Annotated in this window: 25 protein-coding genes and 1 pseudogene; 18 read left to right on the top strand and 8 right to left on the bottom strand. The window is 60.6% G+C overall.

Translation table 11 applies throughout. The features are described 5' to 3' along the window. The first annotated feature begins 38 nt into the window (after positions 1–38). From FHT29_RS30865 to FHT29_RS30845, 5 genes are all read left to right on the top strand, one after another. A complete protein-coding gene (locus FHT29_RS30865; RefSeq protein WP_168600894.1) occupies positions 39–1,040 on the top strand; it encodes a sugar ABC transporter substrate-binding protein in 1,002 nt (333 codons plus the stop codon). Positions 1,041–1,101: 61 nt separating this feature from the next. Next, positions 1,102–2,652, top strand: a complete 1,551-nt coding sequence (locus FHT29_RS30860) for a sugar ABC transporter ATP-binding protein (RefSeq protein WP_168600893.1) — start codon at positions 1,102–1,104, stop codon at positions 2,650–2,652. After that, entirely contained in the window at positions 2,642–3,661 is a 1,020-nt protein-coding gene (locus tag FHT29_RS30855) for an ABC transporter permease (RefSeq protein ID WP_168600892.1), read from the top strand. Before FHT29_RS30860 ends, FHT29_RS30855 begins: the two co-directional genes overlap by 11 nt. A gap of 2 nt (positions 3,662–3,663) precedes the next feature. Further along, the gene (locus tag FHT29_RS30850) at positions 3,664–4,641 is read left to right on the top strand and encodes an ABC transporter permease (RefSeq protein ID WP_168600891.1); all 978 of its coding nucleotides are present in this window, start codon (positions 3,664–3,666) and stop codon (positions 4,639–4,641) included. Between the two features lie 34 nt (positions 4,642–4,675). Then, positions 4,676–6,064, top strand: a complete 1,389-nt coding sequence (locus FHT29_RS30845) for an LLM class flavin-dependent oxidoreductase (protein ID WP_168600890.1) — start codon at positions 4,676–4,678, stop codon at positions 6,062–6,064. A gap of 36 nt (positions 6,065–6,100) precedes the next feature. Here the strand turns inward: FHT29_RS30845 and FHT29_RS30840 are convergent, their stop codons facing one another. After that, complete coding sequence (locus FHT29_RS30840) at positions 6,101–6,772, bottom strand: TetR/AcrR family transcriptional regulator (protein ID WP_092574301.1); 672 nt, start codon at positions 6,770–6,772, stop codon at positions 6,101–6,103. Between the two features lie 106 nt (positions 6,773–6,878). Between FHT29_RS30840 and FHT29_RS30835 the strand changes: the two genes are divergently transcribed. Together FHT29_RS30835 and FHT29_RS30830 are read left to right on the top strand one after the other, a co-directional pair. Further along, positions 6,879–8,246, top strand: a complete 1,368-nt coding sequence (locus FHT29_RS30835) for a cytochrome P450 (protein WP_047555521.1) — start codon at positions 6,879–6,881, stop codon at positions 8,244–8,246. Between the two features lie 67 nt (positions 8,247–8,313). Further along, positions 8,314–9,318 (top strand): glycoside hydrolase family 5 protein, encoded by a 1,005-nt coding sequence (locus FHT29_RS30830; RefSeq protein WP_168600889.1) that lies wholly within the window; start codon positions 8,314–8,316, stop codon positions 9,316–9,318. An 85-nt stretch (positions 9,319–9,403) separates the two neighbouring features. Here the strand turns inward: FHT29_RS30830 and FHT29_RS30825 are convergent, their stop codons facing one another. Beyond that, positions 9,404–10,441: a dipeptidase gene (locus FHT29_RS30825; RefSeq protein WP_092574296.1), complete on the bottom strand. Its 1,038-nt coding sequence runs from the start codon at positions 10,439–10,441 to the stop codon at positions 9,404–9,406. Positions 10,442–10,655: 214 nt separating this feature from the next. Here FHT29_RS30825 and FHT29_RS30820 point away from each other — a divergent pair, with 214 nt between their 5' ends. From FHT29_RS30820 to FHT29_RS30790, 7 genes are all read left to right on the top strand, one after another. Then, a complete protein-coding gene (locus FHT29_RS30820; protein ID WP_168600888.1) occupies positions 10,656–12,254 on the top strand; it encodes an ABC transporter substrate-binding protein in 1,599 nt (532 codons plus the stop codon). Continuing rightward, positions 12,251–13,264 (top strand): ABC transporter permease, encoded by a 1,014-nt coding sequence (locus FHT29_RS30815; protein ID WP_037191488.1) that lies wholly within the window; start codon positions 12,251–12,253, stop codon positions 13,262–13,264. The genes FHT29_RS30820 and FHT29_RS30815 overlap by 4 nt, the downstream gene beginning before the upstream one ends. Then, positions 13,261–14,163, top strand: a complete 903-nt coding sequence (gene nikC, locus FHT29_RS30810) for a nickel transporter permease (RefSeq protein WP_047555519.1) — start codon at positions 13,261–13,263, stop codon at positions 14,161–14,163. Before FHT29_RS30815 ends, nikC begins: the two co-directional genes overlap by 4 nt. A gap of 3 nt (positions 14,164–14,166) precedes the next feature. Then, positions 14,167–14,994 carry an ABC transporter ATP-binding protein gene (locus FHT29_RS30805; protein ID WP_168600887.1) on the top strand — a complete coding sequence of 276 codons (828 nt, stop codon included), beginning with the start codon at positions 14,167–14,169 and terminating at the stop codon, positions 14,992–14,994. Next, complete coding sequence (locus FHT29_RS30800; RefSeq protein WP_168600886.1) at positions 14,991–15,740, top strand: ABC transporter ATP-binding protein; 750 nt, start codon at positions 14,991–14,993, stop codon at positions 15,738–15,740. Before FHT29_RS30805 ends, FHT29_RS30800 begins: the two co-directional genes overlap by 4 nt. A 20-nt stretch (positions 15,741–15,760) precedes the next feature. Then, the gene (locus tag FHT29_RS30795; RefSeq protein WP_168600885.1) at positions 15,761–17,269 is read left to right on the top strand and encodes a serine hydrolase domain-containing protein; all 1,509 of its coding nucleotides are present in this window, start codon (positions 15,761–15,763) and stop codon (positions 17,267–17,269) included. Between the two features lie 68 nt (positions 17,270–17,337). Continuing rightward, positions 17,338–18,222: a LysR substrate-binding domain-containing protein gene (locus FHT29_RS30790; protein WP_037191495.1), complete on the top strand. Its 885-nt coding sequence runs from the start codon at positions 17,338–17,340 to the stop codon at positions 18,220–18,222. A gap of 25 nt (positions 18,223–18,247) precedes the next feature. Here FHT29_RS30790 and FHT29_RS30785 read toward each other — a convergent pair whose 3' ends face one another. From FHT29_RS30785 to FHT29_RS30775, 3 genes are all read right to left on the bottom strand, one after another. After that, the gene (locus FHT29_RS30785) at positions 18,248–19,114 is read right to left on the bottom strand and encodes a D-amino-acid transaminase (RefSeq protein ID WP_168600884.1); all 867 of its coding nucleotides are present in this window, start codon (positions 19,112–19,114) and stop codon (positions 18,248–18,250) included. Positions 19,115–19,153: 39 nt separating this feature from the next. Further along, positions 19,154–20,197 carry a P1 family peptidase gene (locus tag FHT29_RS30780; RefSeq protein ID WP_168600904.1) on the bottom strand — a complete coding sequence of 348 codons (1,044 nt, stop codon included), beginning with the start codon at positions 20,195–20,197 and terminating at the stop codon, positions 19,154–19,156. A gap of 161 nt (positions 20,198–20,358) precedes the next feature. Further along, positions 20,359–21,240, bottom strand: coding sequence for an alpha/beta hydrolase (locus FHT29_RS30775; RefSeq protein WP_246703187.1), 882 nt, complete (start codon positions 21,238–21,240; stop codon positions 20,359–20,361). A 499-nt stretch (positions 21,241–21,739) separates the two neighbouring features. On the opposite strand from FHT29_RS30775, the gene FHT29_RS30770 reads away from it, so the two are divergent. The 3 genes and pseudogenes from FHT29_RS30770 to FHT29_RS30760 form a co-directional block, all read left to right on the top strand. After that, positions 21,740–22,891: an AraC family transcriptional regulator gene (locus FHT29_RS30770; protein ID WP_037191506.1), complete on the top strand. Its 1,152-nt coding sequence runs from the start codon at positions 21,740–21,742 to the stop codon at positions 22,889–22,891. 278 nt (positions 22,892–23,169) lie between these two features. Beyond that, a complete protein-coding gene (locus tag FHT29_RS30765; RefSeq protein WP_037191508.1) occupies positions 23,170–23,391 on the top strand; it encodes a hypothetical protein in 222 nt (73 codons plus the stop codon). A 214-nt stretch (positions 23,392–23,605) separates the two neighbouring features. Continuing rightward, positions 23,606–24,019 (top strand): annotated as a pseudogene (locus tag FHT29_RS30760) (VOC family protein); the annotation flags it as partial. 138 nt (positions 24,020–24,157) lie between these two features. Here the strand turns inward: FHT29_RS30760 and FHT29_RS30755 are convergent. Continuing rightward, positions 24,158–24,514, bottom strand: coding sequence for a hypothetical protein (locus tag FHT29_RS30755; RefSeq protein ID WP_047555513.1), 357 nt, complete (start codon positions 24,512–24,514; stop codon positions 24,158–24,160). Between the two features lie 313 nt (positions 24,515–24,827). Here FHT29_RS30755 and FHT29_RS30750 point away from each other — a divergent pair, with 313 nt between their 5' ends. Then, entirely contained in the window at positions 24,828–25,058 is a 231-nt protein-coding gene (locus FHT29_RS30750; protein WP_168595914.1) for a hypothetical protein, read from the top strand. A 9-nt stretch (positions 25,059–25,067) separates the two neighbouring features. On the opposite strand, the gene FHT29_RS30745 is transcribed toward FHT29_RS30750, so the two are convergent. Further along, positions 25,068–25,499, bottom strand: coding sequence for a hypothetical protein (locus FHT29_RS30745; protein WP_037191517.1), 432 nt, complete (start codon positions 25,497–25,499; stop codon positions 25,068–25,070). Positions 25,500–25,623: 124 nt separating this feature from the next. After that, entirely contained in the window at positions 25,624–26,448 is an 825-nt protein-coding gene (locus FHT29_RS30740) for a hypothetical protein (RefSeq protein ID WP_168600883.1), read from the bottom strand. Positions 26,449–26,629: the final 181 nt, after the last annotated feature.

Raw genomic sequence — 26,629 nt, 5'->3', positions numbered from 1 at the left:
TATCTATTTTATGCTCTATTGCTCGAGAGGATTCTTTAATGGACAATAAGCAAACGACCGGCCTTGGGCGCCGGGACATTTTGAAACTGACCGCTGCCGGCGCAGCCCTGGCGACTGCCGGGCTGATCTCAAGCAAGGCAGCAGCCGACGATGCCTTGTCTCTAAAAGGCAAGCGTATCGCCATCAGCGCAACGGGAACCGACCACTATTTCGATCTGCAGGCCTATAATGCCCAGATCGACGAAGTAAAGAAGCTCGGCGGCACGCCGATCGCCGTCGATGCCGGCCGTAACGACGGCAAGCTGGTGTCCCAATTGCAGACACTGATCGCACAGCGGCCGGACGCGATCGTCCAGATTCTCGGCACCTTGAGCGTCATCGATCCCTGGCTGAAAAAGGCACGGGACGCGGGTATTCCCGTCCTGACCGTCGATGTCGGCTCCACCAATTCGATCAACAACACCACATCCGACAACTGGGGTATCGGCAAGGATCTGGCGCTGCAGCTCGTGTCCGATATCGGCGGCGAAGGCAATATCATCGCTTTCAACGGCTTCTATGGCGTCACGCCCTGCGCGATCCGCTATGATCAGCTCGTCAATGTCGTCAAGTATTTCCCGAAGGTGAAGATCATTCAACCCGAGCTACGGGACGTCATTCCCAACACGGTTCAGGACGCCTTCGCCCAGATCACCGCGATCCTCAACAAGTATCCGGAGAAGGGTTCTATCAAGGCCATCTGGTCCGCCTGGGATATTCCCCAGCTCGGCGCCACGCAGGCTCTTGCCGCCGCAGGCCGCACGGAAATCCGCACCTATGGCGTCGACGGCAGCCCGGAAGTGCTGCAGCTGGTCGCCGATCCGAACTCGCCTGCTGGCGCCGATGCGGCCCAGCAACCGGCAGAAATCGGCCGCACCGCCATCCGCAACGTCGCCAAGTTGTTGGCGGGGCAAACCCTCCCGCGCGAAACCTACGTACCTGCTCTTCTGGCCAATAAGAGCAACGTCTCCGACATCGTCAAGAAGCTTGGCATCGGCTGACATATGAACCGGCGATGCGGCTTTCGCCGCATCGCCCCGCACAATGCGAGGGCCTTTTCCAATGACAGCAACCGAGCCAGCGCCTGCGGCCGACAGCCGGGACCATGTCGTCCGCTTTGACCGTGTCGTGAAGCACTTCGGCGGTGCGCAGGCACTGGCCGGCTCGTCGCTGACCGTACGCCGCGGTACCGTGCATGGGCTGGTCGGGCAGAATGGCGCCGGCAAATCGACACTGATCAAGCTTCTTGCCGGCCTGCACAAGCCGGATGAAGGCCGCATCGAAATCGAAGGCCTAGGCTATGATCGGCTGACGCCGCATCTGTGCGAAGAACTCGGCATTCACTTTATCCACCAGGACCGGCTGCTGGTTCCGACTTTCACCGTGGGCGAGACGCTGTTCCTCGGCAGGGAGCTGCGCCTCGGTGGCACGCCCTTTATCGACCGTAGCGCGATGCAGCATCGCGCCCGGGAGATCCTTGCCAATTATTTCGGCGTGGATTTGCCGAAGAACGCGCTGATCAGCGAGCTCTCGACGGCCGAGCAGCAGATCGTTCAGATCACGCGAGCGCTGTTGCACCAACCGAAACTTCTCGTCTTCGACGAGCCGACCGCTGCTCTGGTCCGGCAGGAGGCGGACATTCTCTTCCGCCTGATCCGCCGTCTGCGAAGCGAAGGCGTGACCATCATCTACATCTCGCACTATCTTAACGAGATCGAGGCTTTATGCGACGACGTCACGGTGCTCCGCAACGGCGTCGATGTCGCCTCCCTGCCCATGAGCGAGACCTCGGCGAACGGGATCGCGACCCTTATGGTCGAGCGTGATATCGGAGAGATGTTCCCGAAACGGCAGGTGGAATTCGGCGCCGAAATTCTCAAGGTTCGTCATCTCTCGGCAGCCAATCGCTTCCACGATGTCAGTTTCACCCTGCGCCGCGGCGAGATCCTCGGAATCACCGGCTTGCTCGGCTCCGGGGCGAAGGATCTGGTGCGCACCCTCTTCGGACTGCAGGCGGCGACGAGCGGAGAGATCGATATCGAGACGAAGGCGCTCAAACCGCGCAGCCCGGTCGAGGCTGTCGACCATCAGCTGGCGCTGGTGCCTGAGGATCGTCGCGGCCACGGCGTCGGCCTCGATCTCAGCGTGCGGGAGAACATCACGCTGTCGAGCCTTTCCCGCTACACGCGCTTCGGCTTTCTCGACCGTAAACGCGAGGGCAGCGATACCGACGAGCTAATCAAGCGCCTGCAGATCAAGACGGCCGGCCGCGAAGCGTTGGTGCGCACGCTCTCGGGCGGCAACCAGCAGAAGGTCGCGATCGCCAAATGGCTGAGCCGCCAGTCGGAAATCTATCTGCTGGATGAGCCGACAGTCGGTGTCGATATCGGCTCCAAGGTGGAGATTTACTCGCTCATCGGCGAGCTTGCCGCACGCGGCGCCGGCGTGATCGTGCTGTCGTCGGACCTGCCCGAGCTCGTGGGCATTACCGACAGGATCCTCGTGCTGTTCCGCGGCCGGCTGACGCGCGAGCTCGTTTCCTCACAGACCACAACGGATGAAGTGCTGTCGGCATCGACCGGCGCCGTGGAAGGATTGCGCCATGTCGGCTGATGTCCAATTTGCCTCCCTTCCCGAGGCTCCGGCCAGGCGGTCGCTGCCATCGGGCAGCAAGCTTGCAGCCGCAACCCTGCGCTTCGGCTCGTTGCTCGCCTTCCTATCGATCCTGGTGATCTTCGCGCTGACGGCACCCTACTTCCTGACCGTCGGCAATATCGGCAACGTGCTCGGCCAATCGGCCATCTCGGGCGTTCTCGCCATCGGCTTGACGATCGTCCTCATCGCTGGCGGCTCCAACGTCGTCACCGGCGGCATCGACCTTTCGCTTGCGGCCAATATGGGCCTGAGCGCCGCGGTCTATGCAACGCTCATTCAGCTGGGTTTCAATGATCTTACTGCCGGCGCGGGTGCACTTGCCACCGGATTGGCGATCGGGGCCGTCAACGCGCTGGCGATCGTGCTGGCGGGCATCGTGCCCTTGCTGGCAACACTGGCTGTCATGAATGTCGTCGCCGGCCTGGAACTGGTTCTGACCCAGAATACAGTTCTTCCGGCGGCGACCGATTTTCTGACAATCCTTTCGGCCTCGGATGGCTTCGGCATACCGATTCTCGCCTATATCCTGATCGGTTTTACGATCATCGCCGCGGCCATCGTGCAATATACGCCGCTCGGCTTGCGGCTCTACGCCGTCGGCGAGTTTCCCGAAGCCGCGCGCGCGGCCGGCCTGCCGTTGAAAAAGCTGGTCGCGGGCGCCTTCGTCGCCAGCGGACTTTGCGGCGGGATCGCCGGCATCCTATCGGTATCCTATCTCAGCGGCAGCACGACCGGTTCCGGCGAGATGCTGCTTCCGGTCGTCGTAATGGCCCTGCTTGGCTCGGTCTTCTCGCGCCGGCTCGTGCCGACGATCGGCGGCACGCTGATCTCAACCCTGTTCGTTGGCTTCCTCATCAACGGCTTCCAGCTTCTGAACCTGCCGAGCACGCTGGTGAGCGGTGTTCAGGGGCTGCTGATCCTGATTGTCGTTTCGGCAACAACCCTGCTGCGCAAACGGGAGATCTGATCATGTCCGCTACCGCTGTTTCAGCACGACCGTTCGCAGGTGTTGCCCGATATGGCCTCATCGTCGCGCTCATCGCCGTCTTCTCGCTCTTCTCGACGGTCGCGCCGACATTCCTCAGCGCCGGCAACCTGCAGAGCATTCTCGTCAACAATTTCACGCTGCTCGCCATCGTCTCGATCGCCATGACCTTTGCCGTTGCGGCCGGTGGCATCGATCTTTCTGTGGGGACATCCGTCGACTTTGCGAGCTTTGCTTTCGTTTCCAGCATTCTGGCTGGCGTGCCCGTGCCTTTGGCTGCTCTGGCGGGCCTTGGCGCCGGGGCACTGGTCGGGGCGTTCAACGCGGTGCTGATTTCCGGAATCGGCGTATCGCCATTCCTGGCAACGCTTGGAACGCTGTTCATCGGCCGCAGCATCCAGCAGCTGCTGACGGATGGCGGCAATCCGGTCTATCTGCCGCCATCCGGTGTGCCCGAGGCATTTCGTTTTATCGGCCATGGAACGCTCGGCACTATTCCCGTGCCGCTGCTGATCGCGGCCGTCATCATCGCCGGTGCCGCATTGCTCTTTGCCAGGATGCGCTTCGGGCGCGTGGTTCTGGCGATCGGCATCCAGCCGCGGACGGTGCGCTATTCGGGGATCGGGCTCCGAGCCCATGTCGCCGCAACCTTCATTCTCGCCGGCATTATCGCCGCCTTTGCCGGGCTGATCCTGACGGCCACGGTGACCGTCTATATCCCCTCCTCCGGCAACGGCTTCATGCTGAACGCCATAGGCGCCACCTTCATCGGCACGACCTTTTCGCCGCTCGGCCGGCCGAATGTCGCCGGCACGGTGCTCGGCGTGCTGCTTTTGAGCATCGTCGCCAATGGCCTGCTGCTGACAGGCCTGAACTTCTACTGGCAGCAGGTCGGCACCGGTCTCCTGATCTTCGCGGTGCTCGCCTTCAGCTTCGTCAACAAGAAAGCCGTCGGCGCCTGAATGCCGCCGATCCTTATCATGCAGGAATAACAACATGACCCGCGAAATCAGGCTCAACGCCTTCGACATGAACTGCGTCGGACACCAGTCACCAGGCCTGTGGCGGCATCCGCGCGACAAGTCCTGGACCTACAAGGATATGGATTATTGGGTCCATCTGGCAAAGACATTGGAGCGCGGCAAATTCGACGGGCTGTTCATCGCCGACGTGCTCGGCGTCTATGACGTGCTGAACGGCAATGTCGACGCGGCGCTACGCCACTCCGCGCAGGTGCCGGTCAACGATCCGCTGCAGCTTATCCCGACCATGGCCTATGAGACGGAGCATCTTGGCTTCGGGCTGACCGCCTCGCTCTCCTTCGAGCATCCCTACACCTTCGCGCGACGCATCTCGACGCTCGATCACCTGACCAAGGGGCGGGTCGGCTGGAACATCGTCACTTCCTATTTGAACAGCGGCGCGCTGAATATAGGCCAGTCTGCGCAGACGCAGCACGATGACCGCTACGGCTTGGCGGAAGAATATCTCGAAGTCTGCTACAAGCTCTGGGAAGGCAGTTGGGAGGACGATGCGGTTATCCGCGACCGGGAAAAAGGCATCTTCACGCGGCCCGAGAAAGTGCATCCCATCCGCCATTCCGGCAAGCATTTCGCCGTTCCCGGCATTCATTTGAGCGAACCCTCGCCTCAACGGACGCCGGTGCTCTATCAGGCAGGAGCCTCCAGCCGCGGCAAGGATTTCGCCGGCGCGCATGCCGAATGCATCTTCGTGGCAGCACCCTCCAAGCCGGTGCTGAACCGCTATGTCGCCAATGTTCGCGAAGCGGCCGAGCGTGTCGGGCGCAACCCGCGCGAAATCCTCGCCTTCAACCTCCAGACCGTGATCCTTGGCGAGACCGACGCGGAAGCGCAGCGCAAGTTCAACGAATACCGGCAATACGCCTCCTTCGAAGGCGCGCAGACGCTGATATCAGGCTGGACCGGCATCGACTTCGGCCAGTTCTCGCCTGACGAGGTGCTTCGCCACCGCCATACCAACGCGGTGCAGTCCGCAGTCGAGACCTTCACCACGATCGATCCGAACAAAGAGTGGACCGTGCGCGAAATGGCCGACTGGGTCGGCATCGGCGGTTTCGGCCCCGTCTTTGTCGGCTCGCCGCAAACGGTTGCCGACCTGATGCAGGAATGGATAGAGGATACCGATGTCGACGGCTTCAATCTGGCCTACGCCGTGACGCCCGAAAGCTTTGAGGATGCCGTCGATCTTCTGGTTCCCGAGCTGCAGAAGCGCGGCGTCTACAAGACCGACTACCGCTCGGGAACACTGCGGGAAAAACTCGGCGGCAGCGGACCAAGGCTTGTCGCACCGCATCCGGCGACAGGCTATCGCAATCTTCGCGATGCTGTTGCGCGCGCATCTTAACCTCGCGGGTCACCCAGCTATGCCGGTATTCAGAGTTCAGGCAAGGGGCTCTGAAAGCATCTCCTCGAGATCGGCCTTTGCCTGGGGTGAAAGATAGGGACGCAAGAGGCTCGCGACCTGGCTCAGCCCCCAATGGACGTGCTGCGGGCTTAGGTCGCGAACGCCTTCCTGCAGCCCGAGATAAACGGCCCAATAGGTTGAGACGATCCAGACATTGGCCAATAGCGGCTTCCTGTCATCCGCAGCGACGCTGATGAGACCGGCTGTTTCCATGCGCTGAAAAATGACATCGACCGAAAGACGCATGCCGGCACTGACAGCCAGAATCGGCCCCCTCAATCCCGGCGCGGTCGCCAATAGGCCCGGAAGGTCGCGAAAGAGGAAGCGATAGGTCCAGACGAGGGAGAACCATTTGCGCAGAAAGCCGGCATAGGCTTTCGAGTCGGGCGCGGGCACGGCATCCGCCTCGGCGACGAGCGCCAGCGCATCGGCCTCGAACCGGGAAAACAGGGCCACTACCAGGGACTCCTTGGTGCGGAAATGGTAGTAGAGATTGCCCTGATTGATACGGACAGCCTCTGCGATTTCCGCCGTTGTCACTGCCTCGGGGCCTTTTTGGTTGAAGAGCGATAATGTCGAGACAAGGATCCGTTCGCGCGTACTGGGCCGTGCTGTCGGCTCCGTTCTTTTGCCTTTGTTTTCCGCCACGCTTTTTTCCTCTTGAATGCCTAAGGTATTCACCTTACCTGTTCTAAGGTAAATGCCTTAATCCTGATCTACAGGCATTCGTGGAACTGAACAAGGAGGCGGAAGGATGAATGCACGCGTAAACACGGCCGATCCATCGCCGGGCGCATTTCCCCTGACGCCACGGTCGATGCCGCATGTGCTCCTTTCACTGATCCGCAATCCCCTTGATGCGCTGCCACCCGAGATCTTCGATGAGCCAGTTGTCTTTACGCGGTTAGGCGGAAAATTACGGGTCTATCTCGCCGATCCAGAACTTATCTACCAGGCTCTCGTGAGGAATTCCGATGCGCTCGGCAAGGGCGAGGATGTTCGCCGCCTGCTCGGCCCAGCGCTCGGCGATGGCATCCTGACCTCGGATGGCGCTCATTGGAAATGGCAGCGTCAATCCGTGGCCGGTGCCTTTCGCCACGAAAAGCTTCTCGAACTTCAGCCAGCCATGATCGCAGCCGCCCAGCGCAGACGCGATCTTTGGCTCACGCATAAAGACGGCGCTCTCGACCTCTGCCAGGAAATGATGCGCACCACCTTCGACATTATCGTCGAGACGATGATGTCTGGCGGCGAAGGCATCGATGTCGACAGAGTCGAGCGTAACATCACCGACTATCTGAAGCCGACTGGCTGGAAATTTGCGCTGGGCCTGCTCGGCGCGCCGGAGTGGATGCCGCATCCAGGCAAGGAAAAAGCAAAAGCGGCCGTGACCTTCCTGCGGGCGACCCTTGCTAAAGTGATTGCCGAACGGCGGCGCAGTGGTATCGAGCGCAGCGACCTCGTGTCCATGCTGCTTGGTGCAGCCGACCCGGAAACGGGTCGCACGATGAACGACGAAGAGATCATCGACAATCTGATGACCTTCATCACCGCCGGACACGAGACGACGGCGCTCGGCCTTGCCTGGACGCTCCATCTCCTGGCCCGCCATTCGGACTGTCAGGCCAGGCTCTTCGACGAGATCGCCGCTGCCACAGATGGCGGCCCGCTTCTTGCCGAACATGTCGGCAAACTCACCTATGCCCGACAGGTCTTTTCCGAGGCCATGCGGCTCTACCCGCCGGCCCCGATCATCTCGCGCGCGGCACTGCGCGAATTTACCCTTGGCGCCTATACGATTCCGGCCGGAACGATCCTCTATGTGCCGATCTATGCCGTGCATCGTCACGCCTCCATCTGGGAGGACCCGCTGGTTTTCGATCCCGAGCGCTTCGAACCCGAGACTGCCAAGAGCCGCCATCGCTTTGCCTTCATGCCGTTCGGTGCCGGCCCGCGTGTCTGCATCGGCAATGGCTTTGCCATGATGGAAGCCGTTGCGATCCTTGCCGTCCTGCTGCAAAGGTTCCGCGTCACCGGTCCGAACGAACCTTCGCCAAAGCCGATCATGAAGGTCACGCTGCGGCCGATGCACCCTTTGCCGATCCATCTGGTCGAACGATAGGCGCTGGAGCACCCTATTTCGGACACAAGGCGGGCTGAAGTTCGCTTCAGATGTCATGGAGGTGAGCATGCGCCTGTTCCTGTCTGGCCTTTTTACGCTGCTTGCCATCACCGCCGCCGTTGCCGCACCTTCGATAAAAGCAGGCCAGGCCGCCACAAAACTCGGCCGAGGCGTCAACGTTCTCGGCTATGACCCTCTCTGGACCGATGCCGGGAAGGCTCGCTTCAAGCCCGCCTATTACAAGATGCTGCATGACAGCGGCTTTCAGAACATCCGCGTCAATCTGCAAGCCTTCTCGCATATGGATCAGTCCGGCCACCTCGACGCGCAATGGCTCGCAAAGCTTGATGACGTGGTGAAACAGGCGACCGGAGCGGGTCTGAAAGTCATCCTCGACGAGCACGACTATCGTGCCTGCGCTGAGAACGCCGAGGATTGCAGATCGAAGCTGATTGCCTTCTGGAACCAGATCGCACCACGCTATGAGGATGAACCTGATAGCGTTCTCTTCGAGATCTTGAACGAGCCGAACAAGGCGATAACCCCGGATATCTGGAACGGGTTGCTGCGCGAAGCGCTCACTGTCATTCGCAAGACGAATCCCGATCGCAGCGTGGTGATCGGACCGGCAAATTCCAACAACTTCCATTCACTCGACAAGTTGTCGCTTCCCGAAGACGACCGCAATATCATCGTGACTGTTCACTATTACGATCCCTTCGCCTTCACGCACCAGGGTGCGACCTGGACAAATCCAAGCCGTGAAAAGCTGATCGGCGTAAAATGGGGCAGTCCAGCCGAGCACGAACAGATCGCCCGAGACTTTTCAACGATCGCCGCGTGGTCGCGCAACCATGATCGCCCGATCCTGCTTGGCGAGTTCGGCGCCTACGACAAAGGCGATATCGCATCGCGGGCGGCATGGACCGCAAGCGTGGCGCGGGCAGCGGAAAGCAACCATTTTGCCTGGAGCTACTGGCAGTTCGAAGGCAGCTTCGGCGCCTACGATATCGCTACCGACAAATGGGTGGCGCCGATCCATCAGGCGCTGATGTCGAGCCAGCAGAACTGAGCCGAAGGGCAAGGCGCTACTCCCGCTTGGATAAGGTGCAGCGTCTCGCAGGTTCAAAGCTCTACGCGCGGCGCCGCCGCGGGTTTCAGGCGCCCCAAGTGCGTTCGAGCACGCGGATCCAGTTTTCATGGGCAATCATTCCGAGCGCCTGATCGTCAAAACCATGGGCGCGCAGGGCGTCGATGAGCTTCGGCAGGCCGCTGGCATCGCCAAGCGACTGCGGGATGGTCGTGCCATCGAAATCGGAGCCGAGCGCCACATGCTCGATGCCGATCCGCTCGGCGATGTAAGCGATATGACGGACGAGGAGCTCAATCGGCGTATCGGCATTTCTGACGCCATCATCACGCAGGAACAGCACGCCGAAATTGATGCCGACCAGACCGCCGGTATCGCGGATCGCATCGAGCTGCTTGTCCGTCAGATTGCGGCTGTGGGGCGAAATCGCGTGTGCGTTGGAATGCGAGGCGACAAGGGGCGCCTTCGACAATTTCGCGATATCCCAGAAGCCCTGCTCGTTCATGTGCGAGAGATCGATCATGATCCGCAGTTCATTGCAGGCGCGGATCAGATCCTTGCCGGCATCGGTCAGGCCAGGCCCGATATCCGGCGTCGAGGGAAAGCGGAAAGGCACGCCATAAGCGAAGACGTTCGGCCGGCTCCATACCGGACCGAGCGTACGCAGCCCGGCTTGATGAAGGACATGGAGCGCATCGAGATCGGCCGCGATCGCTTCTGCCCCTTCGATATGGAAAACAGCGGCGAACCGGCCATCGGCGATGGAACTACGGATGTCGTTGGCCGACCGGCAAACCTTTACTGCGCCATCGGACTGAGCCTCGATTGCGAGAAGAAGGCGAAACATCGCCAAAGTCTCGTTCAGCGCCTGAGGCTGCGAGGGAGCCGGAAAGTCACCATTCCCATCGCGGGGTTGATCCGGAGACGGAATGAACACCGCGCAAAGCCCGCCTGCAAGCCCGCCGCGACGCGCGCGCGGCAGATCGATATGCCCCGCAGCCTCGCCATTCAGAAAGGCGTTGACGGAATTGAGGCCATCGCGCCGCAGCCGCAGCAACACATCATTGTGGCCGTCGAATACTGGAATTATCGAGGATTCTGTCATGTCTCATTCCAAAAATTGTAGTGGATGCCTGCCTAGGCAAGCTCGGAGGGATGGGCAAATGCAAACCGCGCATAGGGTCTGCGAAAAACGGAATTAGTCGCTCGCAAGACGCGCTGTTAGAGAAGCTGGCGAAAATACGATAGCGACAGAACCGTACCAAGTCTCGCTATGCTTGGCATAGAGCTGTTGCCAAAAGAGTGAAAGGGGATTTCGCATGGTTTCCAGACGCCAGTTTCTCATCGGCAGCGGTACGCTGCCCTTCCTGTCCTATCTCGATCTAGCACAGGCCGCATTTGCCGCGACGCCGAAAGATGTGCTTGTCGTTGCCCAGCAGCTCGACAACATGACGAGCCTCGACCCTCATGAAAGCTTCGAGGCCGTTGGCGGCGAAGTGATCAGCAACATGTATCAGAAGCTGGTGCGTCCCAACACCGATGATCCCTCCAAGGTCGATCCTGTGCTCGCTCAATCCTGGCAGGCCGATGCGGACAGCAAGGTCTTCACCTTCAAGCTCGCCAAGGCAAGCTTTGCAAGCGGCGCGCCGGTGACGGCAGAGGATGTCGCCTTCTCGCTGCAGCGCGCGATCAAGATGAACAAGGGCGCAGCCTTCATCATCAATCAGTTCGGCTTCACCGCCGAGAACATCGAAAGCCGTATCGTCGCCAAGGATGCCGAGACGCTGACCCTGACGACCGAGAAGCCCACCGCGATCGCCTTCCTGCTTTATTGCCTCTCGGCCAACATCGCCGCCGTGGTCGAAAAGAAGACGGTGCTCGCCAATGAGGCAAATGGCGACATGGGCAATGCCTGGCTGCAGAAGAACAGCGCCGGCTCGGGCAGTTTCCAGCTTCAGGCCTGGAAGGCGAGCGAATCCGTGTCGCTCACGCTCAACCCGCATGGCCCCTACAAGGGCAATCTGAAGCGCGTCATCCTGCGCCATGTCACCGACCCCGCCTCGCAGCTTTTGATGCTGAAGAAGGGTGATGCCGATATCGCCCGCGATCTGACCTCCGAGCAGCTTCGCACCATTCAGAACGACGCCGACTTCACGCTGGTCACCAAGAGCATCGCCTCGCTGGTTCTCATGTCCCTTAATCAGGGTGTGCCGAACCTGGCAAAGCCTCAGGTCTGGCAGGCCGTCAAATGGGCGCTCGACTACAAGGGCATGCAGGAAAACATCGTGCCCTTGACCCATAAGGTCCACCAGAGCTTCGAGCCGGAAGGTTTCCCGGCAGCGATCAGCGACACGCCGTTCCAGAAGGATGTGGCGAAGGCGAAGGCGCTGATGGCCGAAGCCGGGCTTGCCGACGGTTTCGACGTGACGATGGATCACTACGCCGCACAGCCCTATCCTGACCTCGCCCAGGCCATCCAGGCGAACCTTGCCGAGATCGGCATTCGCGTGAAGTTGCAATCGGCGGAAAACCGGCAGGTGCTGACGAAGATGCGCGGCCGCCAGCACGAGATGGCGCTTTCCGCATGGGGCACCGATTATTTCGATCCGAACTCCAACGGCGAAGTCTTCACCATCAACAAGGACAATTCCGACGACGCCAAGAGCAAGCCCTTCCTGTGGCGTTCACGCTACAAGAACGACGATTTCGCCGCCAAGGCCGAAGCCGCCCGCGACGAGAAGGACCCGGCCAAGCGCATCGCCCTCTATGAAGAGCTCCAGCGCGAGCACATGCAGAACAGCCCCTTCATCTTCATGTTCCAATGGATGAAAACCGCGGCGTGCAGCAAGGCCGTCTCCGGCTTCCAGCTCGGCGCTCTCTCAGAAGCCAATTCCTATCAGGGGACCAGCAAGGCTTGACCCGACGGCTCAAATCCTTCTCCGCCATCCTGAGCAGCATCGTATTGACGCTGCTCGGACTGACGGTCGTCACCTTCCTTATAGGCCGCGTCATGCCGGTCGATCCGGTCATTGCTGCCGTCGGCGACAATGCGCCGGAGGCGGTGGTCATTCGCGTGCGGGCCGAAATGGGCCTCGACCAGCCTCTTCCGGTACAGTTTCTCCATTACCTGAATCAGCTTCTGCATGGCGATCTCGGCATGTCGGTGTTGACGAAAAACCCGGTGTCGCAGGATATTGCCCGCTTCTTTCCGGCGACCTTCGAACTGGCGACCGCAGCACTCATTCTCGCCGCGATCATCGGCATTCCGCTTGGCGTCTGGGCAGCCGTGCGGCAGGGAACCCTCACGGATCAGGCGATCCGCGTCGTCTGCCTCGCCGGCCATTCCATTCCGGTTTTCATGCTGTCCCTCATCTCGCTGCTCGTCTTCTATTCGGCGCTCGGCATCGCGCCTGGGCCTGGGCGGCAGGACATTATCTATGACGGAATGATCGCGCCGGTCACGGGACTGCTCTCCGTGGACACGCTGCTCGCCGGCGATCTCGACGCCTTCCGGGATGCGCTTGCCCACATGGCGCAGCCGGTCTGCATCCTCGCCTATTTCAGCATGGCCTATATCGCCCGCATGACGCGCGCCTTCATGATCGATGCCCTGAAGGGCGAATTCGTGATCACCGCGCGCGCCAAGGGCCTCTCGCTCAGCAGGGTGATCTGGGGACATGCCTTCCCGACCGTCGCCGTGCAGCTGGTGACCGTGCTGGCGCTGACCTATGCTGGCCTGCTGGAGGGCGCCGTCGTCACCGAAACGGTCTTTTCCTGGCCCGGCATCGGCCAGTATCTGACCGCCTCCCTGATGAACGGCGACATGAACCCGGTCATCGGCACCACACTCCTGATCGGCATTATCTATGTGGGGCTCAACCTCGTTGCCGATCTCCTTTATCGTCTGCTGGACCCGAGGGTGCGATGATGCTGGCAACCTTCCGCAATTGGGCGCTCGACGAGTCCCCCACTTCCCGGCGCCAAGCCGCCTGGGGCGATCGCTATCGCATCTGGCTGGGGCTGAAGGGCAACGCTCTCGGCATGATCGGCCTGTCGATCATCCTGCTTTTCATACTGCTGGCGCTCTTCGCGCCATGGCTCGCCACGCATGATCCGGCCACCCAGGATCTCGCCAATCGACTTGCCAAACCGAGCGCGGCCCATTGGCTTGGCACCGACGAGCTCGGCCGTGACATCTACTCGCGCCTGCTCTTTGGCGGCCGCGTGACGCTTGGCATGGTCATCGCCGTAGTAGTGCTCGTGGCGCCGATCGGCCTCGCCATCGGCTGCATCGCCGGCTATTTCGGCGGCGTGGTCGACACGGCGCTGATGCGGCTGACCGACATCTTCCTCGCCTTTCCCCGACTGGTGCTGGCGCTTGCCTTCGTTGCCGCCCTGAAGCCGGGTGTCGAAAGTGCCGTGCTGGCGATCGCGCTCACCGCCTGGCCGCCCTATGCTCGGCTCGCGCGCGCCGAAACCCTGACCGTGCGCGGCGCCGATTTTATCGCCGCCTATCGCCTGACAGGCGCCTCTTCCTGGCGCATCATCATGCGGCATATCGCGCCGTTGTGCATGCCAAGCCTGATCGTCCGCGTGACGCTCGACATGAGCTCCATCATCATCACGGCCGCAAGCCTTGGCTTCCTCGGCATGGGTGCACAGCCGCCGTCGCCGGAATGGGGGGCGATGATCGCAACCGCAAAGCGCTTTATCTTCGAACAGTGGTGGGTCGCAACGATCCCCGGCATCGCCATCTTCCTCGTCTCGCTCGCCTTCAATTTCCTTGGCGATGCGCTGCGCGACGTGCTCGATCCGAAGGGGAACTGATCCATGCTGGTCGAGATCGACAATCTGCGCATCGGCTTCAAGACGCGCACGGGCTTTGCCCCGGCCGTCAAGGGCGTATCGCTGCGCCTCAGTGCCGAGAAGCTCGGCATCGTCGGCGAAAGCGGCTCGGGCAAGAGCCTGACGGCACGCGCGCTGATGAAACTCCTGCCAAGGCAAACCCGCATCGAAGCCGACAAGCTTTCCTTCGACGGCATCGACATCGTGTCGGCCAGCGAAAAGCAGATGCGCACCATCCGCGGCAAACGGGCAGGCTTTATCCTGCAGGACCCGAAATACTCGCTAAACCCCGTTAAGACCATTGGCAATCAGGTTGCCGAGTCATGGCGCACGCACAAGGGCGGCAGCCGCCGGGAGGCGGCAGAAGCGGCCGCCAATCTGCTGGAACAGGTCAAGATCCGCAATCCGAAGGCGGTTGCCGCCTCCTATCCGCATGAAGTCTCAGGCGGCATGGGTCAGCGCGTCATGATCGCCATGATGCTTGCTCCCGATCCGGAACTGCTGATCGCCGACGAACCCACAAGCGCGCTGGACGCGACGGTGCAGGCGGAAATCCTGCGGCTGATCGAGGAGCTTGTCTCCGAGCGCTCGATGGGATTGATGCTGATCAGTCATGACCTGCCGCTCGTCTCGCATTTCTGCGACCGGGTGGCGGTCATGTATTCCGGGCGCGTTGTCGAGGAGCTGAAGGCATCGGAACTGTTGTCTGCTGCTCATCCCTATACGCGCGGCCTGCTGAACTGCATTCCTTCGCTCACCCACCCGAAAGAGCGGTTGCCCATTCTCGAGCGTGATCCGGAGTGGCTGAAATGACGATAGAGATCCACAATCTACGCATCCGTTTCGGCGAGCGTGAAGTCGTCAAGGGCGTTTCCTTCAAGGTCGAGGAAGGCGGCAGCTTCGGCATCGTCGGCGAAAGCGGCTCCGGCAAATCGACCGTATTGCGCGCCATGGCCGGCCTCAACACCAGCTGGATGGGGCACATCGCCTTCAATGGCGAAGCAGCTCCGCAACACCGCACGCCGGATTTCTTCCGCAAGGTGCAGATGGTTTTCCAGGATCCCTACGGTTCCCTGCATCCGCGCCAGACGATCGACCGCATTCTGAGCGAGCTGCCGCTGGTTCACCGCATGGGCGACGTCGACCAACGCATCGCAAGGGCGCTTTCGGACGTGGCGCTGCCGCAGAGCGCGCGCTTTCGCTATCCGCATCAGCTTTCCGGCGGCCAGCGCCAGCGTGTCGCCATCGCCCGCGCGCTGATCGCCGATCCCAGGATCCTGTTGCTCGATGAGCCGACAAGCGCGCTCGACGTGTCGGTTCAGGCCGAGATCCTCAACCTGCTGTCCGATCTGCGCGCTGAGCGAAAGCTCACCTATGTGATGGTCAGCCACAATCTCGGCGTGATCGCCCATCTCTGCACCGACGTCGGCGTTATGATCGATGGCCAGATGGTGGAGCAGGTCACGGCCGACGATTTGCGGCGCGGTAACGTCACCCACCCCCATACGCAGGAACTGCGCCGTCTGAGCATTGAGTTCGAGGAAGCGGAACCGGTCTAATCTGCATTTGCGAGGCATGCATGTCCGAAACGGGAAACTGGAAGGCGGCGCGGTCCTGCGCAGCCCAATTCGCGCAAAATTGGGGAAGCGATGAGCCGGGCGGCGGCGTCATCGGCTTCGATGCGCACGGCATTCGCTTTGCCGAATATGGCGGCGTGGAAAGCCTTTCGACGCTCGCCCCCTTCACCGCGGCAAGCGTGGTCCGCTATGCCTCGGTGACGAAGCACGCCTTTTGCGCCATGGTGCTCACCCATTCCGACAAGATCGGTCTCGGCGACCCGCTCGGACAGCATCTGCCCGAACTGCGGACCCCCCTTCGCGATGTCACCGTTGGCCGCGCTCTCGACATGAGCGGAGGCTTGCCTGACACGCGCGAATGCCTGACGTTGCTTGGCCTGTCTGTCTATACGGAGACGAAAGCCGGCCCGTTGCTCGATTTCCTGGCGCGCCAGACGCGGTTGAACTACGAGGCGGGCACGGAGATCTCCTATTCCAATACCGGCTACCGGCTCGTGGAAGCCGCATTCGAGCGTCGGCGTGTATTCTTTCGAGACTTCGTTCGACGGCTGGGTGCGCAAGCGGATGCCGTATTGGACGCGCCGGATGTCTGGAACGACCCCGTTGCCGGCCTGGTTCCAGGCTATTGGCGCGATGGTGAGCGCTGGCAGCTTTCGGCGGCCGGCCTGCATATTTCCGCCTCCGGCAGCATGACTGGCAGCGGCGAAAGCCTCGCCAAATGGTTGATGGGACTACTTCGCGGCGAAGGGGCTTTTGCCGGAGTACTCGACGAGTTGTCTGCACCACGGCAGCTCGCCGATGGCAGGCCGAGCGGATACGGCCTCGGCCTGCGCCGCACCATGCTCGGCAACCGCTCTCTTATCGGCCATGGCGGTTCCCATCCCGGCTACAAAAGCTATTTCCTGCTTGATCCGGTTCGGAAAGCCGGCTTTGCGGTCGTATCGAACCGCGAGGATACCAACGGCTATAAGATCGCACTGGAGTCCATGGCGGCATTGACGGGTGAGGCCTTGCCGCGCACCTCGACCGCCCTTCGCGATGGCACTTATGTGACGGAGAACGGGCCATGGTGGATCAAGGTCGCCGGCAGCACCGTGACCTATCTCGATGCCGACGAAACCGTCTACGAGGATGAGGGATCCTGGGTTTCCTCCCGCTCGGCCTCGTCGCCGATGCGCCTGATGATGGAGGGCGACGCGATCGTCGGGGAAATCGGACATGCCCAGCACTGCTTCCTGCCTGTCGGAGAGCAGGAAGTGTCGGCCTCGTTATCCGGTGTCTGGGACTCGCCGGAGGGCGCGCATCTCGAGATCGAAGGCGGCAATGTCGTCATGGGCGTCGGCCCGGTGCGCCAGCGCATGCCGCTGCGCGCGCTGGGTGCCGGACGCTATCTGTTCACGCTGATGGATGGACCTTGGACCAAGCGGGTCTGCCTCCACCTTCTAGGCGAGGATAGGCTCGAACTGGTGCTCGCTCGAGCACGAATGATTGAATATCGCCGCGCCGGCTGATTGCATTCCCCGCCCTTTCGGGCCAAGGAGATGCGGGCTTTGACAGCCGGTTTCTTTGGGAGCTTCGAGTGGAAGTCAAATGGCTTGAAGATTTTCTGGCGCTGGCGCGGACGCTGAACTTTTCCAAAGCGGCCGACGAGCGCCATGTGACGCAATCCGCCTTCAGCCGCCGCATCCGGCAACTGGAGGGCTGGGTCGGGACGAGCATGATCGATCGAGCCACCTATCCTTCGCGGCTGACGGCCGCAGGCGAGCGTTTCGTACCCGTGGCGGAGCAGACGCTGCAGGCGCTCTATCAGGCGCGGCGCAACCTTCAGCACGAGGATGGCACGGATGCGCGTACCGTGACCTTGACCGCGCTGCATACCCTCTCCTTCACCTTCTTCCCTGATTGGCTAAGCCGGCTCAACACGCGCATCGGACCGGTGGTCTCGCATCTGCGCCCGGACTCCGGCACCATGGAAGAAAACCTGAATTCCCTCATCGACGGGGACTGCGATTTCCTGCTCACCTATCAGCACCCGCATGTGCCGATGCTGCTCGATCCGCAATTCGAACATCACACGCTCGGCCGGGAAACCATCCTGCCGGTGAGCGCCGCGGGCGCCGGCGGGGTGCCGCTGCATCGCCTGGAACCCGGCTTCTGCCATGTCAGCTATCAGAAGACGTCCTTCTTCGGGCAACTGGTGGCCGGCGCCTTCGGGGAGCGGCTGCCCGCGGAAAACCGGGTACATGTCGGCAGCATGTCCGTGGGGCTGAAGGGCATGGCCGCAGCCGGCTTCGGGCTTGCCTGGATCCCGGAAAGCCTGGTCAATACCGAGCTTGCCGATGGCCGGTTGGTGCGTGCCGCCGATCCCGAATGGAATATCGAGGTGGAAATCCGCCTCTATCGCTCACGCGAGAACCGCCGTCCGATCGTCGGGCGTGTCTGGTCGATGCTCGACAAGCCCTGACGATCGGACGATCCTTGCGGCAGGCTTAGATCGCGGTGCGCCGGGCGTTTTCCATATAGAGCGTGCGAAGGCGCTTGAACATCGGGCCAGGCATCCCGTCACCGACGGCAACGCCATCGATATTGGTGATCGAGACGATGAAGTTGGAGGCGCTCGTCAGCCAGGCTTCGGCGGCGGTCTTGGCCTCTTCGACGGAGAAGGGCCGCTCCTCCAGCACCAATCCCGCCTCGCGCGCGAGGTCCAGCACGGCAAGCCTGGTGCAGCCGGGCAAAGTCGCGTGGCTGTTGGCGCGCGTCACGATGCGGCCGTCACGCGTCACGACATAGGCCGTCGACGACGCACCCTCCGTCACCATGCCATCCTCGACCAGCCAGGCCTCGTCGAAGCCTTCCGCCTTGGCGGCGCGCTTGGCCAGCACCTGCGGCAGCAGGCAGACGCTCTTGATGTCGCGCCGCGCCCAGCGCTGATCCGGCATGGACTTCACCTTGAGACCCTTTTCGACGGCTGCGACATGTTCGAGCGTCTTTGCCTGCGTGAAGAGCACCAGCGTCGGCTCCAGATCCTCGGAGTAGAAGAAATTTCGGTCTTCGGCACCACGCGTGTACTGCAGATAGACGAGCCCTTCAGTGAGGTGGTTTTCTTCCACGAGACGCTTCTCGATCACCACGATCTCGTCAGTCGTGATAGGCAGATGGCCGCCGATCTCACCTACGCTGCGCTCGAGCCGGGCCATGTGCAGGGCGCTGTCGATCAGCTTCCCGTCCAGCACGGCAGTGACCTCGTAAATGCCATCGCCGAACAGGAATCCCCGGTCGAAGATGGAAAGACGCGCCTCGTTCTCGGGCAGGAAGGCACCGTTGAGATAGACGGTGCGGATCGTCGCGGCAGACATGAAAACTCCGTATGATGCGAAATCAGAAAATTACGGTCATCAATGACCTGGATGGGGAAGGCTGATGGCACCGACAACCGAACCTTTACCGGTCGCGGCGTTGAAACCTTTGGTCTCCGCCGCCATGGCGAGGGAGTTGAGGATTGCTTCCTCGGTAGCTTCGATCGCGGCTTCGAACAGCGGCGAGACAGCATCATTGCCCAATGTGGGGATCAAACTCACGCCCTTGCGGCGTTCGGGAGTACGCCGCACCGCCTCTGCCGTCGAAAAGGCGAGCGCGTAGTCGCCCGAGCCATTGCTCAAAGCCGCGCCGGTGCGGGCAAGCCCGCCGAAACAACGGCGCGCCAGCCTTTCGAGATTGCGCGGACAGAGCGGCGCGTCGGTCGCTAGCACGATGACGATGGAACCGTCCTTGTCGTGCTCCGCCAGCGCGGCATAATCACGTCCGGCGACAATAAGGCGGCCGCCGTAGTTGGATTGGACAAGCACGCCCAGCCGATAGGCCTCCGCGCCGACAGGCACGAGGCGCGAGCTCGTTCCGATGCCGCCTTTCAGGCCGAAAGCGACCGTTCCGGTTCCGGCACCGACCACACCCTCTTCTACCGGCCCTGATGTCGCGGTATCGATCGCAAGTAGAACTTCATCGACGCTCGGGCGAGCGGCGCGAATATCGTTGAGACGCGAATCGTTGGTCTCGCCGACCACCGCATTGACCGACACGACCTTTTCGTTACCCGGCTGCGCGAGGGTGTGGCGGATGATAGCCTCTACGCCTCGCCCGACGGCCAGCGTGTTGGTCAGGACGATCGGCGTCTCGATCTCGCCGAGTTCGACGATCTGTGTGGCGCCGGCAAACTTTCCGAAGCCGTTGAAGACGGCGAGTCCGGCAGGGACCTTGTCCTGGAAAAGATTGCCGCCATGCGGCAGGATCACGGTCGCCCCGGTGCGTGTGCGCTCGCCTTCCCGGCATGTGACATGCCCGACATGCACGCCGGCAACATCGGTGATCGCGTTCAGGGGCCCGGGTTCGAAATGACCGGGCGCGAAACCGAGCTCGCGTATTCTGTGGCGCTTGTGGTCCATCATCCATGCCTCAAGAAGATGATGGCGACCTTACTCCGCCAGCCCGCTCGAAGGCACAACAAAAACGGAATAGTTTCAGACCGGCTTTGCAAAGGGCCGCGAAAGGCGCCCTTTGCTGCATCGAGAAACATCGACAGCGCAAACGCCGTCCGTGCGGTTCCTCATGACAGAAGACGATTGGCGCGCAGCCACTGCTTCCACCAATCGGGCCAGGCAGCACTTGGCGTCCCCGGCTTTCCCATGCCGAAGCCGTGGCCGCCGCTCGGAAGCCGATGCAGCTCGACCGGAACACCCGCTTTTCGGCAGGCATCCGCCATGATCAGCGTATTTGCCGGATCGGAGATCGGATCATCCTCGGCCTGCACCAGGAAGACTGGCGGACAGCCGGAGCGGACATGCGTCTCGACCGACCACTCCGCGCTGGCTTCCGCATCCGGATGACTGCCGATCATTGAACGGCGGGCGGAGGTGTGGTCATAGGGTGGCTCAAGCGTGATGACCGGATAGATCAGCGTTGCCAGATCCGGACGCGCGGATTGGCGATCGATCGTATCGATCGGCTGGTAGGACGCGAAGGCCGACCGCGCCGCCGCCAGACCGATCAGATGACCGCCGGCCGAGAAACCGAGAGCCCCTATGCGCGAGGGATCCAGCCGACGGCGCTCCGCCTGGGTTCGAATGATGCGCAGGGCGCGTTGTGCATCCTGAAGCGGCGCCAGCGGGCCGTCATTCCATCCTTCTCTCGGCAGGCGATAGGTCAGAACAAAAGCGGTGATGCCGCGGTTCGTCAGCCAGCGGGCAGCCGGATAAGCCTCCTTCTCCATCTCGATACGCTTATAGCCGCCGCCGGCGGCAATGAGGATGCTGGCTCCGTTCGCTTGCGCAGGCGAGAAAACCTCGAGACTTGGCACGGCTATATTGCTGACGGCGCCCTTGCCATCGCTTTCGAAAGGTCCCGATGGTCCGCCGCCGCCCGGAGGCAGGCCTGGCCATAGCGGGATGCCGGTATCCGATGGTGCCGCCCGTACCCTCGTGGACATCATCGCAAGGGTTGTTGCGATCAGGAAGGAGCGCCTATCTATCATCATATGTCAGATGCCTTCGCGTCAGGTGCAGGTAGCCGGCATGTCGGCCTTAACGACAAGCGCGCCTGTGAATGCATCACTCCCGTTTGGCGGCAATATGGTCGACATGTTAGTATTCTTCAGCTGGCGGCAGGCGGCAACGAATCGGGCCGACCTATCGAAACCTTCGGGCAATTCCCGTGGGAGCGATAGGCTAACATTCCCTCCAGCCTTGTTTTTTTCAAAGTCCGCAACAAATGAATGTGTGGGAGGCGTAATATGCGAGGCCTCAGCACAACTTACGGCAGGCTGTCTCTGCGAAAACGACGACCCGGAACAGGCTTGGACGACCTCCGATTTAACAGAGTGCGATTTTGCGCTAACAATGGATGCGGATTCACGATGACGATTCTGTTCTGTCCTGACGCCATTTGGGGAGGCCAGATTGCCTGACTTTCGACGCGAAGAAGAATCTCCCGTGGTCGAAACCAAGAAAGATGCGCGGAGCGAGGAGACGAAGACCTCGCCGCGCGATAGGCGTCGCTTTCCGCGTCCGCCGAAAGTTGGCGGCGAAGAGTCACAAGCACCTTCAATACTGAAGCCGTTGCTGTTCTCCACACATGATCTTGAACCGGAAACACAATTTGCTGCATGGCAGGCGTATGTGGCGCCCCTCGTAGACACTCGGCTTCCAGACAACGCCCCGCGGGAAACCGGATTTGTCGCCGACCACACGGCATGGAATTTGGGGGGCATGCTGATCGTTGAGCAGAGTGCGCCAGCCCACAGCTACATGCGCTCGCAAGCGAAGGTAAAAGCGGATCTCATCGATCACTGGCATGTTTCCGTGCTGCGCAGTGGCCGGACATGGACGGAGGTGGATGGGTATGTCAGCGAAGGCGAGCCGGGCAAGGTCGAACTGCGATCGCTAGGACACCCCTTTCGGGGGCGTTCCACCGACGCCGAAACTCTGTCGCTCTTTTTGCCGCGTGCATTGCTGTCCGACGCCCCTGCCGCAGTCGAGATCAAAAACAATACTGCTCTTTCGGGGACCTTCACCAGATTGCTGATCGAGTATCTCGATAGTATCGTAGCCAATCTTCCAAACTTTGTAGCGACGGATTTGCCCCATGTTGTCCAAACCGTGCGCGGGATAATTTGGGCCGGCGCTGCAGCTTCGGCGGCACAGTCTGCCGACACTGAACACCATAGCACCCTTGCCCTGATGGAGCGGGTGCGGCGGTTCGTCGAGCGCAATCTTGCCGCGAGCGATCTGACGGTGGAGCAGATATGCCGCGAGCTCGGCATGTCCCGCACCAGACTGTATCAGATCTTCGAACAGGATGGCGGTGTGCATCACTATATTCAGCGGCGCCGCCTTCTATCCGCGCATGCCGCGCTCAGCGACCCCTCCAATCGGCAACAGATCCTCGACATCGCCTATGCAGTCGGCTTTTCGTCCGCCGCACATTTCAGCCGCGCCTTCAGCAAGGAGTTCGGCTACAGCCCGCGTGAGGCCAGGAATCTTATCTCGCAGCCCTATCTCGGGCGCCCATTCCCGCTATCGCAAGACGACGAGGGGGCTCATTCTTTCGAAGAATGGCTGAGAACGCTTGGTCACAGCCGCTGAACGCTGCGGGCATCTCATATAGATCATCAATTCACCGGACGCGCCGATGTTTCGCGTGGCATGAGCGCATGCATTGACGACCGCTCCCCTCCAAAGCCTCCGGATCATAGTTAAGTGATTGCGAAAATGTACGCTGCTGCAAGTTTCCGGATGCGTGGCTAACGACAGGCTACGCGTAACCCATTAAAAAAGAAGCAGAATAACCGTGCAGCTAAAAAGGCTGAGTACATGACGAATGTACTCTGCGTCCAGTAAAACGATCTTTGGGGAGCATATTAATGGTATCCGCCCGTCAGACAATACAGATCAGCAGGCCGCAACATTCCACCACCGACGCCTACCGCGCTGTCGAGCGGGAGGAAGTCCTTGCAGTAGCATTTCGAGACTTCGTGCAGGTGGTGCTTGCCGCAGGCTGGAACGAGCCGGAGGTCGCTCTGACCTTGGCAGATATAGCAGACGACTACGTCATGGCGCTTGCTGGAAGAGTTACGGGAAATTAGTTCTGCATAGCCGTCCGCGCGTCGCAGGGGTGAGCGCGCACGGGTTCCGGTAACTCTTCTGTCATGCCGCCGGCGCCGCCGCTCAACAAAACCAACAAGAAAGCGGCCCGTCGGCGGCATGAATTATAATTAAACGACCGCTTTCCCTCAGCCCGCGTGCCAATCCAGGCCGGGTCACGAAGGAGGAAGCCTCCGATGACAACATCTCTGGTTTCGGCAGGATATGGAAGCGGCGATCGCATTCTATACGTCGCTGATCCCTGGCTCATCGATCGGGTGGGTGTCGAACATTCTGGACAGCGATCCAAACGGACCGGCCCTTAGCGTCAAGTTCGCAGGCTTTACGCTCGGCGATCGAGCATATGTGGGCTTAGAGGCGGGGCCATTCGATTGCTTCGACCACAACTCCCAGATTACCGTCGAATGCGAGGCGCAGGCTGAAGCAGACCGACTACGGGATGCGCTCAGCAAAGGCCGTTCGACGGAGCCATACGGCCGGGTGCGGGATGCCTGGGGTGTCTCTTGGCATTTCATGATCAAGTGGCAGGCCGACGGCATCGACGTGCCGGTCAAATCCCGGCATGACCCCAGCACGGACCCTGCGAAAACAAAATTCGCCATTGCCTAAGCTTTGCCCGCGCCACGAACAACCATAACTGAAGAGCTAGGGCCAAGCCCATCCTTCCAGCCAATGGAAGGGGTGTATGTGCGGAGGTAAGCGGAAGCCGATTTACCATCGGCTCCAGCTTACAACACACTTTGAGCATCAGTTGAGAGACGGGCAACCGCGCCGGTTGGCGAAGACCATGCGGTCGGGGCCGCCATCATTCCAGCCGCGAACGACTATGCGTCGGCCGTCGCTTTGGACCGAATCGATGCGCCGAAAACCTTCCGCACGCGCGGCCCGCATGAGTTCGCCGCGGTCACAGCCGCCCCGCTCGCGATCGCGATCCCAGCCTCTTGGCGGGCGATTCCAATCCCGGCCCTGGTCACGCTGCCATCGCGGCGGTCCGTAATCATCGTCGCCGCCGTAGTATTGCGCCATTGCGACCGAGGTCATCAATTGCATCGCGGCCAGCCCTACCAAGGCGACGCGAGAGAGTCGTACCAAACGTTCAAACATTCCCTTACCCCCATTTCCTATCTATTGGACACAGGTAGCAATACGACGGTTCGCCTGAACTCTGCCTGAACGCGATCGCGGCTGTGCAGAGTTTTAAACGGGGCGCATCATGGCCCTAGCGTCACATCAACCGATCTCGACAGAATTGCCGCCGGCATGAGTAGCAATTCAGCGTCGCTTAATCGCCGCACCGTACCATGGCATACTGGGGTCTATTCGCAATATGATAAATTGCTGATATGGTAACGGTCCACGCCTGATGGACACGTTGCGAGTGGCTGGAAATAAACAATGGGACAGCGACGGGGGGTCTATGTCTTCAGTCTATATCAAGGTCGAAATGGTGGGTGACGGCCAACCACCGGATGCCGCTCTCATGGATCGTATCCGCTCGCTGATCCTGCAAAGCTCCGAGGTCGACTCGATATCTTACAGGTCGACCAGCATCGTACAGACGCTGGAGGCCTTTCTGACGATCCCTCATGCCAACACAACGGACGGAGCGGCAAGAGAACCGATCCAACCCAAATCACATCGAGAATAGGCACTCGCTTTATCCGAGACCCTTGCCCCGGTGGCGCGACCATGCGACGGGGCTTGAAGATGCGCGCGATGACTTCCGCGGTGGCTTAACGGGATTGATCGCTACGGCGCCAGTCCGCCATCGCCGAATGAACCGATTTTGAAGCAGCATTGCTCCAGCCAAACAATATAGCAGCAGGACGATTGCCGCCTCAAAGATAAGCGGCAAAAACACAAAACGCGCTCCTGGGCTTTCTTCCTCCTCGGGAAGCAGACCGGGCAAACCGAGGATCATCGCCGTCAAGGGGGAGAGCAGGATAACGAAGCAGGCGAGCCCATGAAAAACCAAACGCATGCGTGGATATTTTCCCGTGGCCCAAAAGGCGGCGAGCGAGGCGATGATGTTCCACATCAACCCCAGCACCACGGCGACATCTGCAGGCAGAATCGAATTGGCGTACATGAATCTCCGAATTCCTATCCCGTACAGATTAGCCGCTTGCGCGAGATAATGACAACTCGCCTATATGCAGTAGCTACCTACAAAATGCGGATGCGGAGTCCGTCGCTAGCGCGATTATCCGCCATTATCGCCACCAGGCCTCGCGCCGGTTCCATTTCAGATCGCTCCTGCGGCTCTTTCCGGCCTGCTTCCTGTCTCCCTTGAGGTGATCCATGTAGCTGCCCAGAACGCTATTGATGAAGACATGGGTCTTCGTCAGGTTCGAGCCGAGCCGCTTGAAACGAGCTTCCCCATCGCCCTCCATCTGCTGGAGCACCTTCCAGAAGACGAAGCTGTCGTGGCTTTCCTTCAGGGTCAGAAAATAGCCCAACGTGTAGGCGCCTTCGAAACGTTCGACGAAGGTCAATATCTCGCGATGGCGCAAATTGTAGCCCACCCATCCGCACTCCGGATATATTCTCCGGTTCAAATAGGCGGCAAGCTGGTTTCCACGCGGCGCGATCTTGTCGATGAAGTTTCTTGGAATGTCCCTATGGGTGATCGTATCGGCATCGAGCCATATCAGTTGATCGACCATGGTATGATAGCGCCTGATGGCATCGGCGACCGCAAAAACCTTGTTGGAAAACCGAACGGCGTCCCAGCGAAAATCGCGTTTCAAGCCATTGGCCGAGGGGCGCAGTCCGTTGGCTTGCGGATTTTCACCGTAGGCTTTGCGAAAATCACGCAGCCGCGGCAAGGTTTCATTGTGGTCGAACACCAGAAGGCGGCGATCCTTCTCCTCGATCACGACATTCTCGGCATAGACAACGAGGGAGATGTCCTTCGGCCAGTGAGTGAGGAATGTCTCTATGCATTTTTTGCCGTAATCGCGATAACCCTCCTCGTGAAAGGTCGTCACAACGATATGGCTCAGCTTTTCTCGCCGCCAGGGATTTAGAAGAAGCATCGGCGATCGGACTCCGCAACAAAGGTGATTTCTCTGCGTGGGTAATTATCCGATCATTTGGCTCCGATTGTTTCCGAATGTTTCTAACCGGTGAAATTTATGGGAAATCTTGTTGCAGAATGTAGGGCGGAGCAACCGGTACATCGCTGAAAAGGTCACCGAAGTAACGGCCCGACGGCGG

Source organism: Rhizobium sp. SG741 (genome assembly GCF_012275435.1).
GTDB lineage: Bacteria > Pseudomonadota > Alphaproteobacteria > Rhizobiales > Rhizobiaceae > Rhizobium > Rhizobium lusitanum.
This window is presented reverse-complemented; position numbering and strand designations above follow the sequence as displayed.

Excerpts from the sequence above, each read along its gene's own strand:
- FHT29_RS30865 (WP_168600894.1), top strand. The coding sequence starts at position 39 with ATGGACAATAAGCAAACGACCGGCCTTGGGCGCCGGGACATTTTGAAA.
- FHT29_RS30860 (WP_168600893.1), top strand. The coding sequence starts at position 1,102 with ATGACAGCAACCGAGCCAGCGCCTGCGGCCGACAGCCGGGACCATGTC.
- FHT29_RS30855 (WP_168600892.1), top strand. The coding sequence starts at position 2,642 with ATGTCGGCTGATGTCCAATTTGCCTCCCTTCCCGAGGCTCCGGCCAGG.
- FHT29_RS30850 (WP_168600891.1), top strand. The coding sequence starts at position 3,664 with ATGTCCGCTACCGCTGTTTCAGCACGACCGTTCGCAGGTGTTGCCCGA.
- FHT29_RS30845 (WP_168600890.1), top strand. The coding sequence starts at position 4,676 with ATGACCCGCGAAATCAGGCTCAACGCCTTCGACATGAACTGCGTCGGA.
- FHT29_RS30835 (WP_047555521.1), top strand. The coding sequence starts at position 6,879 with ATGAATGCACGCGTAAACACGGCCGATCCATCGCCGGGCGCATTTCCC.
- FHT29_RS30830 (WP_168600889.1), top strand. The coding sequence starts at position 8,314 with ATGCGCCTGTTCCTGTCTGGCCTTTTTACGCTGCTTGCCATCACCGCC.
- FHT29_RS30825 (WP_092574296.1), bottom strand. The coding sequence starts at position 10,441 with ATGACAGAATCCTCGATAATTCCAGTATTCGACGGCCACAATGATGTG.
- FHT29_RS30820 (WP_168600888.1), top strand. The coding sequence starts at position 10,656 with ATGGTTTCCAGACGCCAGTTTCTCATCGGCAGCGGTACGCTGCCCTTC.
- nikC (WP_047555519.1), top strand. The coding sequence starts at position 13,261 with ATGATGCTGGCAACCTTCCGCAATTGGGCGCTCGACGAGTCCCCCACT.
- FHT29_RS30805 (WP_168600887.1), top strand. The coding sequence starts at position 14,167 with ATGCTGGTCGAGATCGACAATCTGCGCATCGGCTTCAAGACGCGCACG.
- FHT29_RS30800 (WP_168600886.1), top strand. The coding sequence starts at position 14,991 with ATGACGATAGAGATCCACAATCTACGCATCCGTTTCGGCGAGCGTGAA.
- FHT29_RS30795 (WP_168600885.1), top strand. The coding sequence starts at position 15,761 with ATGTCCGAAACGGGAAACTGGAAGGCGGCGCGGTCCTGCGCAGCCCAA.
- FHT29_RS30785 (WP_168600884.1), bottom strand. The coding sequence starts at position 19,114 with ATGTCTGCCGCGACGATCCGCACCGTCTATCTCAACGGTGCCTTCCTG.
- FHT29_RS30780 (WP_168600904.1), bottom strand. The coding sequence starts at position 20,197 with ATGGACCACAAGCGCCACAGAATACGCGAGCTCGGTTTCGCGCCCGGT.
- FHT29_RS30775 (WP_246703187.1), bottom strand. The coding sequence starts at position 21,240 with ATGATGTCCACGAGGGTACGGGCGGCACCATCGGATACCGGCATCCCG.
- FHT29_RS30765 (WP_037191508.1), top strand. The coding sequence starts at position 23,170 with ATGGTATCCGCCCGTCAGACAATACAGATCAGCAGGCCGCAACATTCC.
- FHT29_RS30755 (WP_047555513.1), bottom strand. The coding sequence starts at position 24,514 with ATGTTTGAACGTTTGGTACGACTCTCTCGCGTCGCCTTGGTAGGGCTG.
- FHT29_RS30750 (WP_168595914.1), top strand. The coding sequence starts at position 24,828 with ATGTCTTCAGTCTATATCAAGGTCGAAATGGTGGGTGACGGCCAACCA.
- FHT29_RS30745 (WP_037191517.1), bottom strand. The coding sequence starts at position 25,499 with ATGTACGCCAATTCGATTCTGCCTGCAGATGTCGCCGTGGTGCTGGGG.
- FHT29_RS30740 (WP_168600883.1), bottom strand. The coding sequence starts at position 26,448 with ATGCTTCTTCTAAATCCCTGGCGGCGAGAAAAGCTGAGCCATATCGTT.